This is a genomic window from Virgibacillus senegalensis (genome assembly GCF_000821245.2).
In the GTDB taxonomy this organism is placed as follows: Bacteria; Bacillota; Bacilli; order Bacillales; family Amphibacillaceae; genus Sediminibacillus; species Sediminibacillus senegalensis.
Genome location: NZ_LN611425.1, coordinates 818,776 through 838,738, shown reverse-complemented (window position 1 = coordinate 838,738; position 19,963 = coordinate 818,776). Strand labels below are relative to the sequence as shown.

20 protein-coding genes are annotated in these 19,963 nt (G+C 42.9%); all 20 read left to right on the top strand.

Annotated elements, in window-relative coordinates:
- The coding region (locus BN1067_RS15000) for a chemotaxis protein CheW (RefSeq protein ID WP_199868539.1) at positions 1 to 299 on the top strand (299 nt) is incomplete at its 5' end.
- Between the two features lie 6 nt (positions 300 to 305).
- Complete coding sequence (locus BN1067_RS14995) at positions 306 to 941, top strand: chemotaxis protein CheC (RefSeq protein ID WP_053219638.1); 636 nt, start codon at positions 306 to 308, stop codon at positions 939 to 941.
- Positions 938 to 1,435, top strand: a complete 498-nt coding sequence (locus tag BN1067_RS14990; RefSeq protein ID WP_053219637.1) for a chemotaxis protein CheD — start codon at positions 938 to 940, stop codon at positions 1,433 to 1,435. Before BN1067_RS14995 ends, BN1067_RS14990 begins: the two co-directional genes overlap by 4 nt.
- Positions 1,436 to 1,490: 55 nt before the next feature.
- Entirely contained in the window at positions 1,491 to 2,264 is a 774-nt protein-coding gene (locus tag BN1067_RS14985) for a FliA/WhiG family RNA polymerase sigma factor (protein ID WP_053219636.1), read from the top strand.
- Between the two features lie 199 nt (positions 2,265 to 2,463).
- Entirely contained in the window at positions 2,464 to 2,769 is a 306-nt protein-coding gene (locus BN1067_RS14980; protein ID WP_053219635.1) for a hypothetical protein, read from the top strand.
- A gap of 11 nt (positions 2,770 to 2,780) precedes the next feature.
- A complete protein-coding gene (locus BN1067_RS14975) occupies positions 2,781 to 3,290 on the top strand; it encodes a DUF6115 domain-containing protein (protein WP_053219634.1) in 510 nt (169 codons plus the stop codon).
- A gap of 156 nt (positions 3,291 to 3,446) precedes the next feature.
- Positions 3,447 to 4,199, top strand: coding sequence for a 30S ribosomal protein S2 (rpsB, locus tag BN1067_RS14970; protein WP_053219633.1), 753 nt, complete (start codon positions 3,447 to 3,449; stop codon positions 4,197 to 4,199).
- Positions 4,200 to 4,309: 110 nt separating this feature from the next.
- Positions 4,310 to 5,194 (top strand): translation elongation factor Ts, encoded by an 885-nt coding sequence (tsf, locus tag BN1067_RS14965; RefSeq protein WP_053219632.1) that lies wholly within the window; start codon positions 4,310 to 4,312, stop codon positions 5,192 to 5,194.
- A gap of 146 nt (positions 5,195 to 5,340) precedes the next feature.
- On the top strand, positions 5,341 to 6,063 hold the full coding sequence (pyrH, locus tag BN1067_RS14960; protein ID WP_053219631.1) for a UMP kinase: 723 nt from the start codon (positions 5,341 to 5,343) through the stop codon (positions 6,061 to 6,063).
- 1 nt (position 6,064) lies between these two features.
- Positions 6,065 to 6,622, top strand: a complete 558-nt coding sequence (gene frr / locus BN1067_RS14955; protein ID WP_053219630.1) for a ribosome recycling factor — start codon at positions 6,065 to 6,067, stop codon at positions 6,620 to 6,622.
- A 147-nt stretch (positions 6,623 to 6,769) separates the two neighbouring features.
- Positions 6,770 to 7,540 carry an isoprenyl transferase gene (locus BN1067_RS14950; RefSeq protein ID WP_053219629.1) on the top strand — a complete coding sequence of 257 codons (771 nt, stop codon included), beginning with the start codon at positions 6,770 to 6,772 and terminating at the stop codon, positions 7,538 to 7,540.
- Positions 7,541 to 7,555: 15 nt separating this feature from the next.
- Complete coding sequence (locus BN1067_RS14945) at positions 7,556 to 8,347, top strand: phosphatidate cytidylyltransferase (protein ID WP_053219628.1); 792 nt, start codon at positions 7,556 to 7,558, stop codon at positions 8,345 to 8,347.
- Between the two features lie 27 nt (positions 8,348 to 8,374).
- Entirely contained in the window at positions 8,375 to 9,520 is a 1,146-nt protein-coding gene (locus BN1067_RS14940; RefSeq protein WP_053219627.1) for a 1-deoxy-D-xylulose-5-phosphate reductoisomerase, read from the top strand.
- A 15-nt stretch (positions 9,521 to 9,535) separates the two neighbouring features.
- Positions 9,536 to 10,792, top strand: coding sequence for an RIP metalloprotease RseP (rseP, locus tag BN1067_RS14935; protein WP_053219626.1), 1,257 nt, complete (start codon positions 9,536 to 9,538; stop codon positions 10,790 to 10,792).
- Between the two features lie 371 nt (positions 10,793 to 11,163).
- Positions 11,164 to 12,861 (top strand): proline--tRNA ligase, encoded by a 1,698-nt coding sequence (locus BN1067_RS14930; protein ID WP_053219625.1) that lies wholly within the window; start codon positions 11,164 to 11,166, stop codon positions 12,859 to 12,861.
- A gap of 163 nt (positions 12,862 to 13,024) precedes the next feature.
- Positions 13,025 to 17,317 carry a PolC-type DNA polymerase III gene (locus BN1067_RS14925; RefSeq protein WP_053219624.1) on the top strand — a complete coding sequence of 1,431 codons (4,293 nt, stop codon included), beginning with the start codon at positions 13,025 to 13,027 and terminating at the stop codon, positions 17,315 to 17,317.
- Positions 17,318 to 17,751: 434 nt separating this feature from the next.
- The gene (gene rimP / locus BN1067_RS14920; protein ID WP_053219623.1) at positions 17,752 to 18,225 is read left to right on the top strand and encodes a ribosome maturation factor RimP; all 474 of its coding nucleotides are present in this window, start codon (positions 17,752 to 17,754) and stop codon (positions 18,223 to 18,225) included.
- Positions 18,226 to 18,240: 15 nt separating this feature from the next.
- A complete protein-coding gene (gene nusA, locus BN1067_RS14915; RefSeq protein WP_053219622.1) occupies positions 18,241 to 19,359 on the top strand; it encodes a transcription termination factor NusA in 1,119 nt (372 codons plus the stop codon).
- A gap of 14 nt (positions 19,360 to 19,373) precedes the next feature.
- Positions 19,374 to 19,652, top strand: coding sequence for an RNase P modulator RnpM (rnpM, locus tag BN1067_RS14910; RefSeq protein ID WP_053219621.1), 279 nt, complete (start codon positions 19,374 to 19,376; stop codon positions 19,650 to 19,652).
- Complete coding sequence (locus BN1067_RS14905; RefSeq protein ID WP_053219620.1) at positions 19,645 to 19,959, top strand: YlxQ family RNA-binding protein; 315 nt, start codon at positions 19,645 to 19,647, stop codon at positions 19,957 to 19,959. The genes rnpM and BN1067_RS14905 overlap by 8 nt, the downstream gene beginning before the upstream one ends.
- Positions 19,960 to 19,963 lie beyond the last annotated feature (4 nt).

Here is a 19,963-nt window from a genome sequence, read left to right as displayed (position 1 = left end):
CACCTATCATCGATTTACGCAGACGGTTTGGATTAGACGAAGCCGAATTTACAGATAGCACCCGGATGATCATTGTCTATATGGATGAAATGGAAGTAGGATTGATCGTGGATGCAGCTTATGATGTAATCGATATACCTAAGGAAGCGGTCGAGCCTGCCCCGGAAGTAGTAGGCGCTGTTGACGTGGATTATATAGAAGGGGTTGCTAAACTGGAAGATCGATTGCTCATATTATTGAACTTGAATAATGTATTAACCGATGAAGAAGTTCAGACTTTGAAGACTGTAGAAGGATAATTTCCGATGTCTTTTATCGAAAAGCTATCAACTTATCAACTTGATACGTTAAAAGAAATCGGCAATATCGGGGCAGGGAATGCAGCAACAGCTTTGTCAAAGCTGCTTAACCGGAAAATTGAGATGCAGACGCCATCCGTTAGGATCGCCAGTTTTGATGAAACGATGGAAATAGTAGGAGGGGCAGAAAAAGTTATTGTTTCTGTTTTCCTGCGCATTGAAGGAGAAGCCCCTGGCAGTATGTTTTACTTGTTGTCTCCTGAGCAAGCAGAGCGATTTGTCCATCATATTACCGGTAGTGATGATTTCTCTTTTGCAAATCCTCCTTATCCAGAAATGGGGTTATCGATATTGCATGAAATTGGCAACATACTTTCCGGTTCCTATTTGACCGCCTTGTCTGATTTCACGCAGCTGAACATGCAGCCATCGGTTCCGTCCTTGTCGATGGATATGGCCGGGGCGATTATTTCGGAAGGGCTGATAGAACTATCGCGGGAAAGTGATTATGCCATCATAATCGATACGATGATACAGGTACCAGAAAGTGAAACAGAGGAAATAGAAGGGCATTTCTTTTTGCTTCCTGATCCGGAATCATTTGAAAAAATTTTTACGGTTTTGGGAGTAAATGATCAATGAATGCGACCAATCAAATTGTAAAAGTAGGCATTGCGGATTTGAAAATTGCCAGTGCGCCAGATTCCCTTCGGACTACCGGACTAGGGTCTTGTGTAGGGGTAGTCATCTATGACCCTTCACAAAGAATGGCGGGGATGGCACATGTCATGCTCCCCGATTCCACTATGGCCAGAAACGGTGAACTGAATAAGATGAAGTTTGCCGATACAGCAATCGACCTGCTGATGGAAGAGCTTTTGGACAGGGGGGCCCGCCGTTATGCCCTGAAATCAAAAATTGCTGGTGGTGCCCAAATGTTCACCTTCAGCACCTCTACCGATATGATGCGAGTTGGAGATCGCAACGTGGAAGCTGTCATCGGAAGGTTAAGAGATCACCGGGTACCAATAGCAGCCCAGGACGTCGGAGGAAACAATGGAAGGACGATAGAATTTTCTCCGGCAAACGGTATTTTGAAGATTAGAACCGTCAATTTGGGAGAATCAGAGATATAAGACACATTACAGTAATTCTTTCCGGAAATAGAATGATAATGTGAGGAGGATAACCATGTCCAAACAAACATCTCCTCTTGAAGAGCAATTGTGGGACACATGGATGAAAACAAAAAGTAACGAAACGGCAGACAAATTGATGAACAAATATATTTATCTGGTCAACTTCCATGTCAGCAGGATATCCACCCATCTACCAGGAAGTGTCAGCAAAGATGACTTGAAAAGCCTCGGTATGATGGGGCTGTTTGACGCCCTGAAAAAATTTGAACCTGATCGGGATTTAAAATTCGACACGTACGCTTCCTTCAGGATAAGAGGTGCGATACTGGATGGCTTGCGTAAAGAAGATTGGCTGCCGCGGTCGGTAAGGGATAAAGCAAAACAGGTTGAACAAGCCGCGCAGGTATTGGAGCAATCTCTTCAACGTCCGCCAAGTGCAGAGGAAATCGCTGATTATGTAGGGCTGTCTGTTCAGGAAGTGGAAGAATCGGTAAAAGACGCTTTGTTTGCAAATGTTTTATCCATGGAAGAAAAGCCGAAGGACGGTTCTAGCGATACCAAAGAAGGGATTGGCTACACATTGCCGGATAATCATTCATCCACTCCTGAACAGCACCTTATCCAACAGGAAGATTTCGGAGAATTGGAAGCCGGAATCAGCCAGTTAAACGAAAACGAACAAATGGTGATCAGCTTATTTTATAAGGAAGAATTAACTCTGACAGAAATCGGCCAGGTTCTTGGCTTGACCACTTCGAGAATCTCTCAGATTCACCGCAAGGCAATTTTTAAGTTAAAAAATTCCTTGAGCAAGCTTATGCAGTGAAACTAAAATGATATAGTCAGCTCTCTAAAGGGTTCGGTGGCAGGAATTTCTCCTTGAGAAGGAGAATAAGTAAATCGATGGTAATGACGATACCTGTCACCAATAAGCAATAATTGCCCGTAGAAAAAGTATCTTCCGGGAAAGCAAAGGGCAGGACAGGTTCGTTAGATCCCGGAAGAGGCTAAAGGATGCGGTGAGGATGAGCTGGAAATCTGTAGAGATGCAAGTGGCGCTTCCAAGAGTTCAGGATGCGGGGAAAATACAGGAACAATTACAACAGCGAGGTCAGCAAACGCAGGAAATGCTTGCGGCAGCACAACAAAGCCGGGAAGAAGTGAAGCGGAAGCAAGTCAATCAGTTCGAACACAAAGCGGACGTGCAAAACAAAGAGAAACGGGACACCGAGTATAATGCAAGGGATAGACAACAAAAGAAGAACAACGACGAGGGCAAGATGGAAAACGAACACCCTTACCTCGGTCGGAAAATCGATTTCAGTGGTTAGAAGGGATATACATGCTGACTTTTTTAATATTCATCAGTTTGCTATTACACATTGTTACATTCGTGGCCATCCGGTTATTGTTTCAACAAATGCAGCGAAACAGCGGCAATCAGGACTCCGGAGATTCACTTCGACAAACTGAGGAACTGCTCAGCGCTTATTTACAGGAGATAAGGGAAGAAAATGATCGCCTGCTGAAAGAATGGGACCATGCTACCCCGAAAAATGAGCAGGACGTCCAGAAGGAACAAAAAGAGGAGGAGGGGCTGGGGATGGTAAAGCCGGAACGGGTCAAACCATATGAACAAGAAGCCAATAGTCCCTCCCTAAACGAGACAGCCGGTGAATCAGGATACATGCCACCTCTTCCCCAGGTACAGCAGGATACCGTAGAGAAATCTATGACAGCAGAGGTATATTCCATGTATGATCAAGGGTATACAATAGATGAAATTGCCAAGAAGCTTGATAAAGGCAAAACTGAAGTCGAACTGATGATAAAATTTCATCGAAAAAACTGATATTATGCTTGATTGAAGAAAAACCATGTGGTATATTTACTTTTGGTGTTAATACACACGCTTGTAGATTTGAACGGGAGGTGCTGACCAATCGGTTAGTTCTTGTTCAAAGAGGATACGGGCGGAGGACCAAAAACCAATTAGGAGGAATTTTTCATGGCAGTTATTTCAATGAAACAACTACTTGAAGCTGGTGTACATTTTGGACATCAGACTCGCCGTTGGAACCCTAAGATGAAGAAATATATCTTCACAGAGCGCAACGGCATTTACATTATCGACTTGCAAAAAACCGTTAAAAAGGTCGATGAAGCATATCAATACGTAAAAGATATCGCTGCAGACGGCGGCTCTATTCTTTTTGTAGGTACAAAAAAACAAGCGCAAGAGTCTGTTCGCGACGAGGCTATTCGTTCTGGCATGTACTTTGTCAACCAACGTTGGTTGGGCGGCACACTGACTAACTTCCAGACTATCCGTAAACGGATCAATCGTCTGAAGGACATCGAACGTATGGAAGAAGACGGTACATTCGATGTACTTCCTAAAAAAGAAGTAGTCGGCTTGCTTAAAGAAAAAGAACGTTTGGTTAAATTCCTTGGTGGAATCAAAGAGATGAACAAACTTCCGGATGCTCTGTTCATTATTGACCCTCGCAAAGAGCGTATCGCTGTTGCAGAGGCTCATAAATTGAACATTCCTATTATCGGAATTGTTGATACAAACTGTGATCCTGATGAAATTGACTATGTTATTCCGGCTAACGATGATGCTATCCGTGCTGTGAAACTTTTAACTTCTAAAATGGCAGATGCTATTCTGGAAGCGAAGCAGGGAGAAGCTGAAGAAGAAGCGGAAGTAGAAACCGAAGAAACTGCAACAGAAGAAACTGAAGCAGTACAAGAGTAAGAAAAGGTTTGTTGGGTGATAAGGGGGGGACCTTTTATCACCTTTTTTTAAGAGTCTGGATAAATACCAGGGTTAGTTGAATCCTGGTCTATCATAAGGAGGAATTTGTAATGGCTGTAACTGCAAAAATGGTAAAAGAACTGCGCGAAAAAACTGGCGCAGGAATGATGGACTGTAAAAAAGCATTGCAGGAAACGGACGGCGATCTCGACAAAGCAGTTGATTACCTTCGTGAAAAAGGAATTTCCAAGGCTGCGAAAAAAGCTGACCGCATCGCTGCAGAAGGCTCTGCACATATTGAAGTACAAGGCAACCAGGCGGTAATTCTTGAAGTGAACTGTGAAACAGATTTTGTTACGAAGAATGATCAGTTTAAAAACATGCTCTCTGAGTTGGCGAAGCATCTATTGGAGCAAAAACCAGCTTCTGTTGAAGCTGCATTAGAGCAAAAATTACACGGAGAAGGCGAAACAGTTCAAGAATATATCAATTCCAATATCGCTAAAATTGGTGAAAAACTTTCCTTGCGTCGTTTTACAATAGCAGAGAAAACAGATAACGATGCCTTCGGTGCCTATTTGCATATGGGTGGAAGTATTGGTGTATTAGTAGTTGCTGAAGGAACTACTGATGATACAGTCGCTAAAGATGTAGCAATGCATATTGCAGCAGTAAACCCGCGTTATGTATCTAGAGACGAAGTTTCTGCTGAAGAAGTAGAAAAAGAGCGTGAAGTATTAAAGACACAAGCACTTAACGAAGGAAAACCAGAGCACATTGTGGAAAAAATGGTAGAAGGTCGTCTTGGAAAATTCTTCGAGGAAATCTGCCTGCTTGAACAAAGCTTTGTAAAAGATCCTGATCAAAAAGTGAAGCAATATGTCGAGAGTAAAGGTGCATCCGTTAAAGGATTTATCCGTTATCAAGTTGGCGAAGGTATGGAAAAACGTGAAGATAACTTTGCCGAAGAAGTTATGAGCCAAGTGAAAAAATAATGATGGAAGGGATGGGGGGACACATTGTGTTCCCTCTTTCCGCATCAGGTTTACAGGACATGTTTCTGTAACTTGCGCTGGGCGCTTGTTGCTTGTTTTCAAAAAACTTTCATTTTAAAATAAATACATATTACTGGAGGTAACTTATGACTACAGCTCGCTACCGTAGAATTGTTTTGAAACTAAGCGGAGAGGCTCTCAGCGGCGAACAAGGATACGGCATCGAACCAAAAATAATCCAATCCATTGCAGATCAAGTAAAAGAAGTCGCAGAACTTGGTGTGGAAGTTGCCGTTGTTGTCGGAGGAGGCAACATTTGGCGTGGCAAAGTAGGCAGCGAAATGGGAATGGACCGTGCAAATGCTGATTATATGGGAATGCTGGCCACTGTGATGAATTCTCTTGCATTACAGGACAGCCTGGAGAATTTCGGTATTCCGACGCGAGTTCAAACCTCCATCGAAATGAGGCAGGTAGCCGAACCGTATATCCGCAGAAAAGCTATTCGCCATCTTGAGAAAAAGCGGGTTGTCATTTTTGCTGCCGGTACAGGAAATCCATACTTCTCCACAGATACTACAGCTGCATTAAGAGCTGCTGAAGTAGAGGCGGATGTGATTTTAATGGCAAAAAACAATGTGGACGGAGTTTATACAGCCGATCCAAAAATTGATCAAACAGCACGTAAGTATGAAGAGCTTTCCTATTTAGAAATCCTTAATGAGGGATTGGCTGTGATGGATTCGACCGCCTCTACTCTGTGCATGGATAATGATATTCCGCTGCTGGTCTTTTCCATCATGGAAGAAGGCAATATCAAAAAAGCCGTACTAGGCGAAAAAATCGGAACGATTATAAGGGGGAAATAGCATGACACAAGCAATTATTAAAGACACAAATGATAAAATGACGCAAGCGGTTCAAGCATTTTCCAAGAACCTGGCGACTGTTCGGGCCGGTAGAGCAAATCCTTCTCTTTTGGACAGTGTCTATGTAGATTATTACGGAGCAAATACACCGCTCAACCAGCTTGCTACGATTTCGGCTCCTGAAGCCCGTCTGTTAGTGATTACACCTTTTGACAAATCTGCTACTGCCAATATCGAAAAAGGGATTCAGAAAGCAGATTTAGGTCTATCCCCTTCTAGTGACGGGAATGTCATCCGGATTAACATTCCTGCCTTGACGGAAGAACGCCGAAAAGATTTGGTAAAGGTTGTCGGAAAGTATAGCGAAGAGGCAAAGGTCCAGGTTCGAAACATACGCCGGGAATCCAATGACCAATTAAAGAAGGCTGAAAAGAATGGCGATTTAACGGAAGATGATTTAAGAGGCTTTCAGGATGAAGTGCAAAAGGCCACTGACAAACACATCGCTGACATTGACTCCCTTGCGAAGGAAAAAGAAAAAGAAATTATGGAAGTTTGATCGCATAACATGTAAAATAATAATTGAAAAGACCCTCTTTACTTAAGGGGGTTTTTGCTCGTTAAGGAAAATAAGAAGATACCTTATCGTCACTGCCCTGCCAGATAGGAGCAAAAAAGCAATGTAAGGCCATGATGGAGGATTACTATGCCAATCAAACTTCCTTTTTTAGGTAAAAAAAATAAACATAAACAAAAGCAACAAGATGCGTTGCAGAAAGAGGCATTGCCCAAACATGTAGCGATTATCATGGATGGTAATGGACGTTGGGCAAAAAAACGTGGGATGCCTAGAGTTGCCGGACATAAAGAAGGCATGAGCAATGTAAAAAAAATCGTGACAGCTGCTTCTGGTTATCAATTAGAGGCGTTGACGCTTTATGCTTTTTCTACAGAAAACTGGCGGCGTCCCAAAGCAGAAGTCGACTATTTGATGAAACTGCCGATGGAGTTTTTAAATACATACTTACCAGAGTTAGTGGAAAAAAATGTAAAGGTACAGACAATCGGCCGGTTTGACGGTCTGCCTAAACATACAAGAGATGCGGTTGAAAAAGCAAAGGACCGGACAAAGGGTAATACTGGATTAATCCTTAATATAGCTTTAAACTATGGTAGTAGAAATGAATTAATGGAAGCGATGAAAAGCTTCCTGAATGATGTTCAGGCAGGAAATAAGTCTGCGGAAGATTTGAACGAGGAATCTTTTTCTGAATACTTGTACACAAAAAATTTGCCAGACCCTGACCTGCTGATTCGCACTAGCGGCGAACAAAGGCTCAGTAATTTTCTGTTATGGCAGTCTGCATACACAGAGTTATGGTTTACAGATGTCCTGTGGCCCGATTTTGACGAGCAGCTGTTTGAAAAAGCTTTGAGTGATTATCAAAAGAGAAAACGCCGCTATGGTGGAATTTAAGGTGATGAGTGATAAATGAAATTAAGAATAATTACAGCAGTAATTGCAATCGTGCTATTTTTCCCTATTGTTTTTTACGGAGGCTGGCCATTTAAAGCCCTCGTTTATTTAATTGCTACCATCGGGTTGCTTGAACTGCTAAAAATGAGGATGACCACGAATTATATTATTCCTTTTGCGACAACTATTTTCCTTTTATGGGGATTGCTCATTCCTCTAACTGAACATGAGCTTTCGAATATGCTTTCCACTACTAAAGCCGAATTAACACTGATCGGAGTACTGCTTTTGCTGTCTTACACCGTATTGGTGAAAAACAAATTCACTTTTGAGGATTCAGGTTTTTTAGTGCTCTCCGCTATCTATATCGGGAGTGGTTTTTATTATTTCATGAATGCCAGAGAGGCAGGGGTGGAATTTATCTTTTATGGTATTATCGTTGTTTTGGCTACTGATACAGGCGCGTATTTTTTTGGACGAGCCTTCGGAAAGAAAAAACTCTGGCCGCAAATCAGTCCTAATAAAACCATCGAAGGGGCTATCGGGGGCATACTACTTGCCTGCCTGATTGCAACTATCTTCCACTGTTTTTTCCCGCTTCCGCATTCTTTGCCGATTATTATTTTGGTGACGGTCTTAGCATCCGTGGTTGGACAAATTGGAGACTTGGTAGAATCTGCGTTCAAACGTCATTACGATGTAAAGGATTCTGGAAAAATTCTGCCTGGTCACGGCGGGATACTCGACCGTTTTGACAGCTGGCTGTTTATCTTTCCGTTGCTGCATTTTATTCATTTTATTTCTTAGGGTTGAATAGATATAGGAGCGTGTCATATGAAAAAAATATCACTTTTAGGGGCAACTGGATCCATAGGACTTCAGACCCTTGATGTCATCAAAAAACATCCAGAAGCATTTTCTTTGTTTGCGATGGCTTTTGGTCAAAATATTAACAAGGCTTTGCCCATTATCAAAGAATTTCATCCGGAGGTTGTGGTTGTTGGAAATGACACGATCAAACAGCAGCTGCAGAGCCAATTCCCTCGATTAGAGGTTATATCCGGAAACAAAGGTTTGGAAGAAATCAGCACGGCTCCTGAAGTAGATGTAGTCGTTAATGCTGTAATGGGAAGCATCGGATTACAGGCTACATTAAAAGCAATTGAGCACCACAAACAGGTTGCTTTGGCCAATAAAGAGACCCTAGTTACAGCAGGGCATCTGGTTATGGAAAAAGCAAAAGAGCATGGGGTAGAGCTTCTTCCTGTTGATAGTGAGCATTCGGCTATTTTTCAATGTTTGAACGGGGAGAATAAAAAACAGTTGAGTAAGCTTATCTTGACAGCGTCTGGGGGGAGCTTCCGCGATAAGACAAGAGAAGATTTAATCGGCGTTACCCGGGAAGATGCGTTGAAACATCCGAATTGGAACATGGGGGCAAAAATCACGATCGATTCAGCAACCATGATGAACAAAGGGTTGGAGGTCATAGAAGCGCATTGGCTATTTGATGTACCTTATGATCAAATCGACGTGATGATGCATAAAGAAAGCGTCATTCATTCCATGGTCGAGTTTGCGGATAATAGTGTGATTGCCCAGTTAGGTACCCCGGATATGCGTGTGCCGATTCAATATGCTTTGAATTACCCGGACAGACTTGAATTATCAGGTGCAAAAAGGTTAGACTTGATGGAAATAGGCAAGCTGCATTTTGCAGAGTTGGATCAGGAAAGGTTCCCTTGCTTGAAAATGGCCTATGAAGCCGGAAAAGAAGGCGGAACAATGACCACGGTTCTGAACGCAGCCAATGAAGCTGCAGTACAATTGTTCTTGCAGGATAGGATTGCTTTTCTGCAAATAGAAGAATTGATCCAAAAAACGCTGGATGCACATCAATCCATTAAATGGCCAGATCTGCAAACTATTTTAGAAGTGGATCGCCAGACAAGATCACAGGTGTTATCCTATATAGATTAAAGGAAGGTGCATCATTTGAATACCATTATTGCATTCATTCTAATGTTTGGCCTGCTTGTGTTTATTCATGAGTTTGGACACTTTATTTTTGCCAAGCGCGCAGGAATGCTGGTGAGGGAATTTGCCATAGGATTCGGTCCGAAAGTATTTTCGCACAAAAAGAATGAAACCCTCTATACTATTCGGCTGCTGCCGATGGGGGGCTACGTACGTGTAGCGGGAGAAGACCCGGAAATCATCGAATTGAAACCAGGACAGCATATTGGGCTGGAATTCAATAAGAACGGTGCGGTAAGTAAAATTATCGTAAATAATAAATCGAAGCATCCGGATGCCAGAGTGATCGAGGTTGAACATGCTGACCTTGACCATCGCCTTGTGATTGAGGGATATGAGATCGATGAGGAGGAAAAGCTGTCCTTCCCAATCGATCCTCAGGCTGATTTTGTTATGGATGAAGTCGAAACACAAATCGCTCCATATGACCGACAGTTCGCTTCTAAGACAAAGGCACAACGGGCCATGCAATTGTTTGCTGGTCCGATGATGAACTTTCTTCTTGCGGCAGTTATCTTTTTCCTGTTGGGAATGCTCAACGGTGTACCAGCTGACAGGGCAATAATCGGAAACGTCGTATCCGACAGCCCGGCCGAGGAAGCAGGCTTTCAGGATGGTGATGAAGTAATCCAGATTGGTGATCGTTCCATATCTACCTGGGAGGAATTCACCGAAATCGTGCGGGCCCACCCGGAAGAAGAACTATCGATGAGAGTAGATAGAGGAAAAGAACAAGTAGAATTACAGGTAATTCCGAAGAGTAACGTAGCACAGGACGAAGAAATTGGACAAATTGGTGTCCAGGCGGCGACGGAGAAATCGGTGTTTAAAGCTGTCCCTTATAGTATTAACCAGACCTATGAGTGGACGAAATTAATACTTGTTAATTTAAGTATGTTGGTTACGGGTCAGTTTTCACTTGATATGCTTTCCGGTCCGGTCGGGATTTACGATGCTACGGATCAAGTTGTCCAAACAGGTATGTTAAATTTGCTAATGTGGACTTCCGCTTTAAGTATCAACCTTGGCATTATCAACCTTCTGCCTTTACCAGCACTTGATGGAGGAAGATTACTTTTTGTCGGTATCGAAGCGGTAAGAGGAAAACCGGTTGACCCGCAAAAAGAAGGTGTTGTCCACTTTGTCGGCTTTGCGTTATTGATGCTGGTGATGATTGTGGTAACCTGGAATGATATTCAGCGTTTGTTCTTGTAATAGCAATGTAACATGTTCAGAATAGCAAAGAAGTTTTTTAGATTTTATACTTTACAGCTTTTTTGAAGATGATCAAAAATAGGACCGAATGATTCTATTCCCTTACTTCTTTAATCCACGCGGTGAATATATATGGGACGCTGGTGAGACTCCTCAAGCTAACGCTGTGCGGGGTCTCACCAAATCCTTATTTTATGCAGGATCCTTTCGATCGGAAAAGCTGTCCAGCAATTAAAATATCAGAATGAAAGTTTTTGGCAGAGCCGCTAAGCCAAAATGATAACATACAGTCTTTCAATAAAGGCTGATCTTTTCTGTTTTTAGGGGCATTTCGTACAAAAAATGACTTAAGAAAATGAGGTGACATACATATGAGACAAAGTAACATGCTAATCCCGACACTTAAAGAAATACCTGCCGATGCTGAAATAAAAAGTCATCAATTGCTGGTGCGTGGTGGGTTCATCCGTCAGACGGCGTCTGGTGTGTATAGTTTTCTGCCGCTCGGAAAAAGAGTCCTTCGCAAGGTAGAAGCTATAATCAGAGAAGAGATGGATAATATTGGAGCCAACGAGATGATCATGCCAGCCATGCAGCCCGCTGAATTATGGAAGGAAACGGGAAGATGGAACAATTTTGGTCCTGAGTTAATGCGGCTGAATGATCGGCACGATCGCGAATTCGCTTTGGGTGCGACCCACGAAGAAGTTATCACCAGTATTATCAGGGACGAAATTAAAAGCTATAAGCGTTTGCCATTATCGGTTTATCAAATCCAGACAAAATTCAGAGATGAAAAACGCCCGAGATTCGGCTTGATGAGAGGCAGAGAATTTGTCATGAAGGATGCCTATTCATTCCATGATTCCTATGACAGTCTGGATCAGGGTTATCAAAAGATGTATCAGGCTTATGAAAACATTTTCCGTCGCTGTGGATTGGATTTTCGTCCTGTAATTGCTGATTCTGGCGCAATGGGCGGCAAAGATACGCATGAATTCATGGTATTATCTGAAGTGGGCGAGGATACAATCGCTTATTCCGATAGCTCTGACTATGCCGCCAACATTGAAATGGCACCTGTTCATGCTTCCTATCAAAAAGATCAGGCGGATTTAAAAGAATTACAGGAAGTGGCAACACCTGGTAAAAAAACGATGCAGGAGGTTGCCGACTTTTTAGGTCATCCGCTTGAAAAAGGATTAAAAGCATTGTTGTTCAAAGTGGATGAAAAATTGGTGCTCGTAGTTACAAGGGGCGATCACGAAGTAAATGATATTAAACTGAAAAATCTCTATCAAGCAGAAACCGTCGAACTTGCCTCAGAAGAAGAAACAAAAGCTGCTTTCGGTGCTGGATTCGGTTCTTTAGGCCCGATCGATCAACCAGAGGACATCGATGTCGTCGCCGATAACGCTGTTAAATATGCTGTCAATGTGTCTTGCGGGGCAAATAAAGATGGATATCATTTTATCAATGTTAACCCGGAACGCGACTTCATAGTTAATACCTATGCTGACCTCCGGTTTATACAAGAAGGAGATTCTTCTCCTGACGGAAAAGGCACCATTCAATTCGCACGCGGAATTGAAGTTGGGCACGTATTCAAGCTAGGCAGCATTTATGCTGAGCGGATGGGTGCTACTGTATTGGACGAGCAAGGTAAAGCGAAAACGGTTGTCATGGGCTGTTACGGAATTGGCGTTTCCAGAACACTGGCCGCTATTGTGGAGCAATATCATGACGATCGGGGAATAACCTGGCCGGCGCACCTGGCTCCTTTTCATGTACATCTGTTGGCAATGAACATGAAAAAACCCGAACAGAAGCAATTGGCTGAGAAGATTTACGACTCATTGAAGGCGGCAGGGGTTGAAGTATTGTTCGATGACCGTGCAGAGAGAGCCGGCGTCAAATTCGCCGATAGTGATCTAATCGGAATACCATTAAGGATTACAGTTGGTAAACGGGCAGATGAAGGAATTGTCGAGCTAAAACAACGAGACACAGGTGAACAGTCCGAAGTTCACGAAGCTGAGTTGCTCGGAAAATTGAATAACTTGGTCTGATTGGTAATCAAAACCCTTGTCTCATTTCTAATGACAAGGGTTTTCTAAAGTAGTAAACTTGTTAAAAGAAAATAGTTTTCCCGGAGCCTGTGTCCAGACAGGAGTTGGTGTGTATTCATCAATTACGGGAGGAAGATATGCGTGTGAACGGGGAGGAAGAAAAATGGACATATCAGGTAAAGAGAAGCTTGGATTATTGTTGAAGCAAATCGATATGCCCGATGAGTTGATAGAACAACATTTTCAGGACAGTTATTTAGGGAAGCTTGAAGTTCATACAAAAGCGAAGCTATGGCATTTTCATATTAACGTTACACAGATTCTGCCGCCATCTGTCTACCAGTTATTCACTACAAAGCTCCAAGAGGCTTTCTCTAAAATCGCCGAGGTGAATTGGACGATTTACGCAGAAAACAAAACATTGTCGGATACAGATTTATGTACCTATTGGAAGTATTTTGTCCATTCACTGACAGACTTGTCTCCAGCTTATCGTGATTTGGTTCATGAACAAGTTCCTAAAGTGAACGGTAATAAGATTATGTTAACCTCTCGTAATGAAGCCGAAGCCAATGCCCTTCGCAAACGGTTGGAGCCAGGCTTTAAAAGCTACTGTCAGACTATCGGTGCGATGACTTATTTGTTGTCAGTAGAAGTCGGTGATGAGAAGGAAAATATCCAAAAATTCAGAGAGCAAAAAGCACTGGAAGACCAACAGCTAGTTCAGAAGGCTGTGAAAGATAAGCAGGAAAGGGAAAAGCAAAAAGCGGAAGGTGCTTTCGAAGGCCCGCTCATGATCGGGTACAAAATCCAGGATGAAATCGTTCCGATGGAAAACATCGTAGAAGAAGAACGGAGAATGTCCGTTCAAGGATATGTATTCAGCTCTGAAGTCAGGGAATTGCGTTCCGGAAGGCATTTGTTGATTGCGAAAGTGACCGATTATACAGACTCGTTCCAATTGAAGATGTTTTCAAAAGGGGACCAGGATGCCGAAAAATTCTCGAAGCTGAAAGAAGGCATGTGGATCAGAGCACGGGGAAGCATTCAAACAGACAACTTCACCAACGAATTGACCATGATGGTGCAAGATATAAATGAAGTGAAAGCAGAGAACAGAACGGATAAAGCGCCTGAAGGGGAAAAGCGAGTCGAACTTCATGCACATACAGCCATGAGTCAGATGGACGCTGTAGTTTCTGCCGGAAGACTTGTGCAACAAGCTGCAAAGTGGAATCATCCAGCAGTCGCCATAACCGATCATGCGGTCGTCCAATCCTATCCTGAAGCCTATGCAGCAGGTAAGAAGCATGGTGTTAAAGTAATTTACGGATTGGAGGCAAATATCGTAGACGACGGGGTTCCGATAGCATACAACGAAACCGATTTGGAACTGGAGGATGCAGTTTATGTCGTTTTCGACGTGGAAACAACTGGTCTGTCTGCCGTTTATGATACGATTATTGAGCTAGCAGCAGTTAAAGTCAAAGGCGGGGAAATCATCGACCGGTTTGAAGCATTTGCCAATCCTCATCATCCTTTATCACAAACCACGATTGATTTGACCGGAATCACGGATGATATGGTGAAAGATGCCCCCGAAGTAGGAGAGGTATTGAAAGACTTTCACGAATGGATGGGGGATGCCGTTTTAGTTGCTCATAATGCAAGCTTCGACATGGGCTTTTTAAATGAAGGGCTGAAAAAAATAGGCTATGAAAAAGCCGGGAATCCTGTAATTGACACTCTCGAGCTTGCTCGTTTTCTATATCCATCTTTAAAAAACCACCGTTTGAATACATTATGTAAAATGCTCGATATCGAACTGACCCAGCACCATCGGGCCATTTACGACGCAGAGGCAACGGGTTATCTGCTTTGGAAATTAATAAAACAAGCTTTTCAAAAAGATATCGTCAATCACAAACAATTCAATCAACATATGGGTGAAGGAAATGCCTATCAGCGCTCAAGACCATTTCACTGTACGTTGCTGGCACAAAATCCTACGGGCTTGAAAAATATCTATAAACTGGTATCGATGTCCCATGTTGACTATTTTTACCGAGTGCCGCGAATTCCCCGTTCCCAACTCCAGAAGCTTCGAGAAGGGATACTTGTAGGCTCGGGCTGTGACAAAGGGGAAGTATTTGAAACGATGATGCAAAAATCCAAGGAAGAAGCGGAAAAAGCTGCTGATTTCTATGATTTTATTGAAATTCAGCCACCGTCGAATTACTACCACCTGATTGAAAAAGAGTTGGTAGGGAATGAAGCACAGTTATATGATATTTTGAAGAATTTAGTCGAACTTGCCGATGGCATGGGAAAGAAAGCTGTCGCAACTGGTAATACGCATTATATCGAACCGCATGAAAAACTTTACCGGCAAATACTGATCTCATCACAAAACGGGAATCCGTTAAGCAGGCAAACGCTGCCTGACGTTCATTTCCGGACAACAGACGAAATGATTGATTGTTTTTCTTTCCTTGGAGAGGAAAAGGCGAAGGAAGTAGTGGTCGCCAATAGTCAATATATCAGTGATTCGATTGAAGAAGTTTCCCCTGTTAAGGAAGACTTGTACACCCCGAATATCGATGGGGCAGAAGAGGAAATCAGGGAAATGAGTTATAGCATGGCCAAAAGTATTTATGGAGAAGATCTTCCGGATATCGTTGTGAAACGAATGGAAAAAGAACTGGATAGCATTATCGGTCATGGCTTTGCCGTTATCTATTTGATTTCCCACAAGCTTGTGAAAAAATCCCTGGACGATGGATATCTGGTCGGCTCCAGGGGATCGGTAGGTTCTTCCTTAATTGCGACGTTGACGGAAATTACAGAAGTAAACCCATTGCCTCCGCATTATGTTTGTCCGACTTGTAAATACAATGAGTTTTTCAATGATGGTTCAGTCGGCAGTGGCTTTGATTTGCCGGATAAAGATTGTCCGTCTTGCGGAATTCCGCTGAAAAAAGATGGACAGGATATCCCGTTTGAAACATTCTTAGGCTTTAAAGGGGATAAAGTCCCTGATATCGACTTGAACTTCTCTGGAGAATATCAGCCACAGGCACATAACTATACGAAAGTTTTGTTCGGAGAGGACAATGTGTACCGCGCCGGTACGATCGGTACGGTAGCAGAAAAGACAGCCTATGGTTATGTGAAAGGCTATGCGAGTGATCATCAGCTCCAATACAAAAATGCGGAAATCGACCGCCTTGTCCAGGGGTGTACGGGAGTCAAACGGACGACAGGGCAGCATCCAGGCGGTATCATTGTTGTTCCAGACGATAAAGAAATTTATGATTTCACACCAATACAGTATCCGGCAGATGATCGAAACTCGGAATGGAAAACGACGCACTTTGACTTCCATTCCATACACGATAACTTGTTGAAACTGGATATTCTCGGGCACGATGATCCTACTGTCATCCGCATGCTGCAGGATTTAAGCGGCATCGATCCAAAAACGATTCCGACCGATGATCCGGAAGTGATGAAAATTTTCTCAGGACCCGAATCATTGGGGGTTACAGCAGAAGAAATAAACTGCAAAACAGGGACATTAGGGGTGCCGGAGTTCGGAACGAAGTTTGTGCGCCAAATGCTTGAGGACACGAATCCAAAAACATTTGCGGAATTAGTGATCATTTCCGGACTGTCACATGGTACGGATGTTTGGCTGGGTAATGCCCAGCAGTTGATCAATGACGGTATTTGTGAGCTTCCAGATGTTATCGGCTGCCGGGATGATATCATGGTTTACTTGATGCATAAAGGTTTGGATGCCTCGCTAGCATTTAAAATCATGGAATTCGTCCGTAAAGGGAAAGGTCTGCAGGATGAATGGATAGAAGAAATGAAAAAACACAATGTCCCTGATTGGTATATTGAATCCTGTAAGAAAATTAAGTATATGTTCCCGAAAGCCCACGCGGCAGCATACGTACTTATGGCTGTACGTATTGCCTATTTTAAAGTCCATTACCCTATTTTCTTTTATTCTGCTTACTTTACGGTGCGGGCCGGTGATTTTGAACTAGAAACAATGATCAAGGGATCGGACGCCATCAGAAAAAGAATTCAGGAAATTACGGTTAAAGGAAATGACGCGTCTCCTAAAGAGAAAAGTTTGCTAACAGTACTGGAAATTGCTTTGGAAATGAATGCCAGGGGTTTTTCCTTCCAGAAAGTGGACTTATACAAATCAAGTGCCACTGACTTTCTTGTTGATGGAAATACGTTGATTCCGCCTTTTAATGCGGTGGATGGCTTAGGCACAAACGCAGCGCTGAACATCGTCAAAGCACGAGAAGAGGGCGAATTTTTATCGAAGGAAGATTTGCGCGAACGAAGCAGAATCTCCAAAACTGTTCTAGAATACCTGGATAACCATGGTTGTCTGGAAGGGATGGCTGACGCCAACCAGCTTTCTTTGTTCTGATTAAACCAAGCTGTAAAGGCCTAATCTTGCATTAAATTGTTAGTTATGGTATATTTTCTATGGTAAGCATTGATACGCAAGAAGAAAGAGTGGGTGAAGCCCACTCTTTCTTCATACCATTTTCTTTTTTTCTGCAATGGAACGATTGTTGACTGAACAGGATGCGGGCATAGTACTGATTCGTTTCTGTCTAATGTAACAGCTGCCGGTATTTGTTTATCACATTGCTTAAGGCCTCTGTTTCTCGCTTTTTTGTTTACACAGTAATAGGTTGGAAGCTGATGAGTTCCCTTGTCAATTACTTTAAATGACAAGGGTTTTGTAATGATGAAGCCGGAAGCGGCCAAGTAATTCCGTTCAAATGAAACAGCAGCTAATTGAGTATACTACCATTAACCGACAGGATAGTTTATGTGGAAAAAGGAGGGTGCCAATTGAGTGCAAAAGTAACCGAAACAACTGAAAAACTGGTTCAGCCAATATTGCAAGAAATGAATTTGGAACTCGTGGATATCGAATTTGAAAAAGAAGGGAAAAATTGGTTCCTGCGTGTGTTCGTAGATAAGGAAGGCGGCGTCGATATTGAAGAATGCGGCCAAGTATCGGAACAGCTCAGTGAAAAACTGGATGAGGAAGACCCAGTTACCACACCTTATTTTTTGGAGGTATCTTCGCCGGGAGCCGAACGGCCGTTAAAGAAACCGCGGGACTTCGAGGCGAATATTAACAATAATATTCATGTGAAGCTGTACGAACCGTTCCAAGGAGAAAAAGAGTATGAAGGAATTCTAAAGGCTTTTCATGAAGATACGATCACGCTAGAAGTGAAAGTGAAGACCCGCAAACAAGAGATACAATTACCGTTTGATAAAGTTGCAAAAGCGCGCTTAGCGGTATCATTTAACTAAAGGGGGAAAAAAACGGTGAGCAGCGAGCTGTTTGATGCAATCGACTATTTGGAGAAAGAAAAAGGTATTGACAAAGATATCCTGATGGAAGCCCTCGAGGCAGCTCTTATCTCCGCATATAAGAAGAACTTTAAATCCGCCACAAATGTCCGTGTGGATTTAAATGAAGAAACGGGAAGCATGCATGTGTATGCACGTAAGGATATTGTCGATGAAGTCGAAGATCCATTGCAGCAAATTTCCATTGAAGAAGCAAAGCAGAAGAACCCTAGTTATGAATTAGGGGACGTCATCGAGGAAGAGGTTACTCCGAAAGACTTCGGAAGAATCGCAGCGCAAGCAGCTAAGCAAGTTGTCACTCAGCGTGTACGGGAGGCAGAACGCGGAGTTATTTTTAGCGAGTATGCCGATCGGGAAGAAGATGTGATGACTGGAATTATCCAGCGAAAAGATCCACGTTTCATTTATGTGAATCTCGGTAAGATAGAAGCCAGGCTCCCTGAGAGCGAGCAAATGCCGACAGAACAATATGAAGTTCACGACCGTCTTAAAGTATTGGTCACAAAGGTGGAAAATACGAATAAAGGACCACAGATTTACGTATCCCGCACCCACCCAGGTTTATTGAAACGATTGTTTGAAATGGAAGTGCCGGAAATTTATGATGGTACCGTGGAGATTCGCTCCGTAGCCAGGGAAGCTGGCGACCGCTCTAAAATTTCTGTACATGCAGAGGATCCGGAAGTGGATCCGGTTGGATCATGTGTTGGTCAGCGCGGCCAGCGGGTTCAGACGATCGTCAATGAATTGAAGGGTGAAAAGATTGATATTGTAGAGTGGTCGGAGGATCCGGTCGTGTATGTTTCCAATGCTCTTAGCCCGTCCAAAGTAATAGAAGTGCTTGTCAATGAAGAAGAGAAAGCGACTACTGTCATTGTACCTGATTATCAATTATCACTAGCTATAGGAAAACGAGGACAAAATGCGCGGCTTGCAGCAAAACTGACTGGGTGGAAGATCGACATCAAGAGCGAGAGCGAAGCCCGTGAAGAAGGCTTGCTGGATCAATCAGAAGTTGAATCATCTGAAACAGATGAAGCTTATTCAGATATTGACGATAACTTGTTTGAATAAGGAGGGGGAAAAGGATGGCTGCAACCAGAAAAGTTCCTCTTAGAAAATGTGTCGTGACTCAGGAAATGAAGCCAAAAAAAGAATTGATCCGCATCGTCCGTAACAAAGAGGGCGAAGTGTTTGTGGATGAAACAGGTAAGAAAAACGGCAGGGGAGCATATTTGACAAGAAGTCTCGAAGTCGTGGAAACTGCAGAAAAAAGCGGTATATTGAACCGGCATTTGAATACGGAAATTGATTCGTCGGTTTACGAACAATTAAAAACAGTTATTGAGGGTAAGAAAATTGAGTAAAGATTATCTGAATTTATTGGGCCTTGCTTTTCGAGCGGGGAAACTCACATTGGGAGAAGAGGCCATTATACGCGATATTCAGAAGCGGAAGGCGAAACTAGTTCTTTTAGCAAGTGATACAGGTGTACAGACAAGAAAGAAGATAACGGATAAATGTACGTATTACCAAATCCCTTTCTTTGTAACGGACGATCGAGAGACCCTTTCACAAGCTATTGGAAAGTCAGGAAGAGTTGCTGTAGCAATTCTCGACTCAGGATTCGCCGCTAAAATGACATCGTTGCTCGATGAATCTATTCGGGGGTGAACGT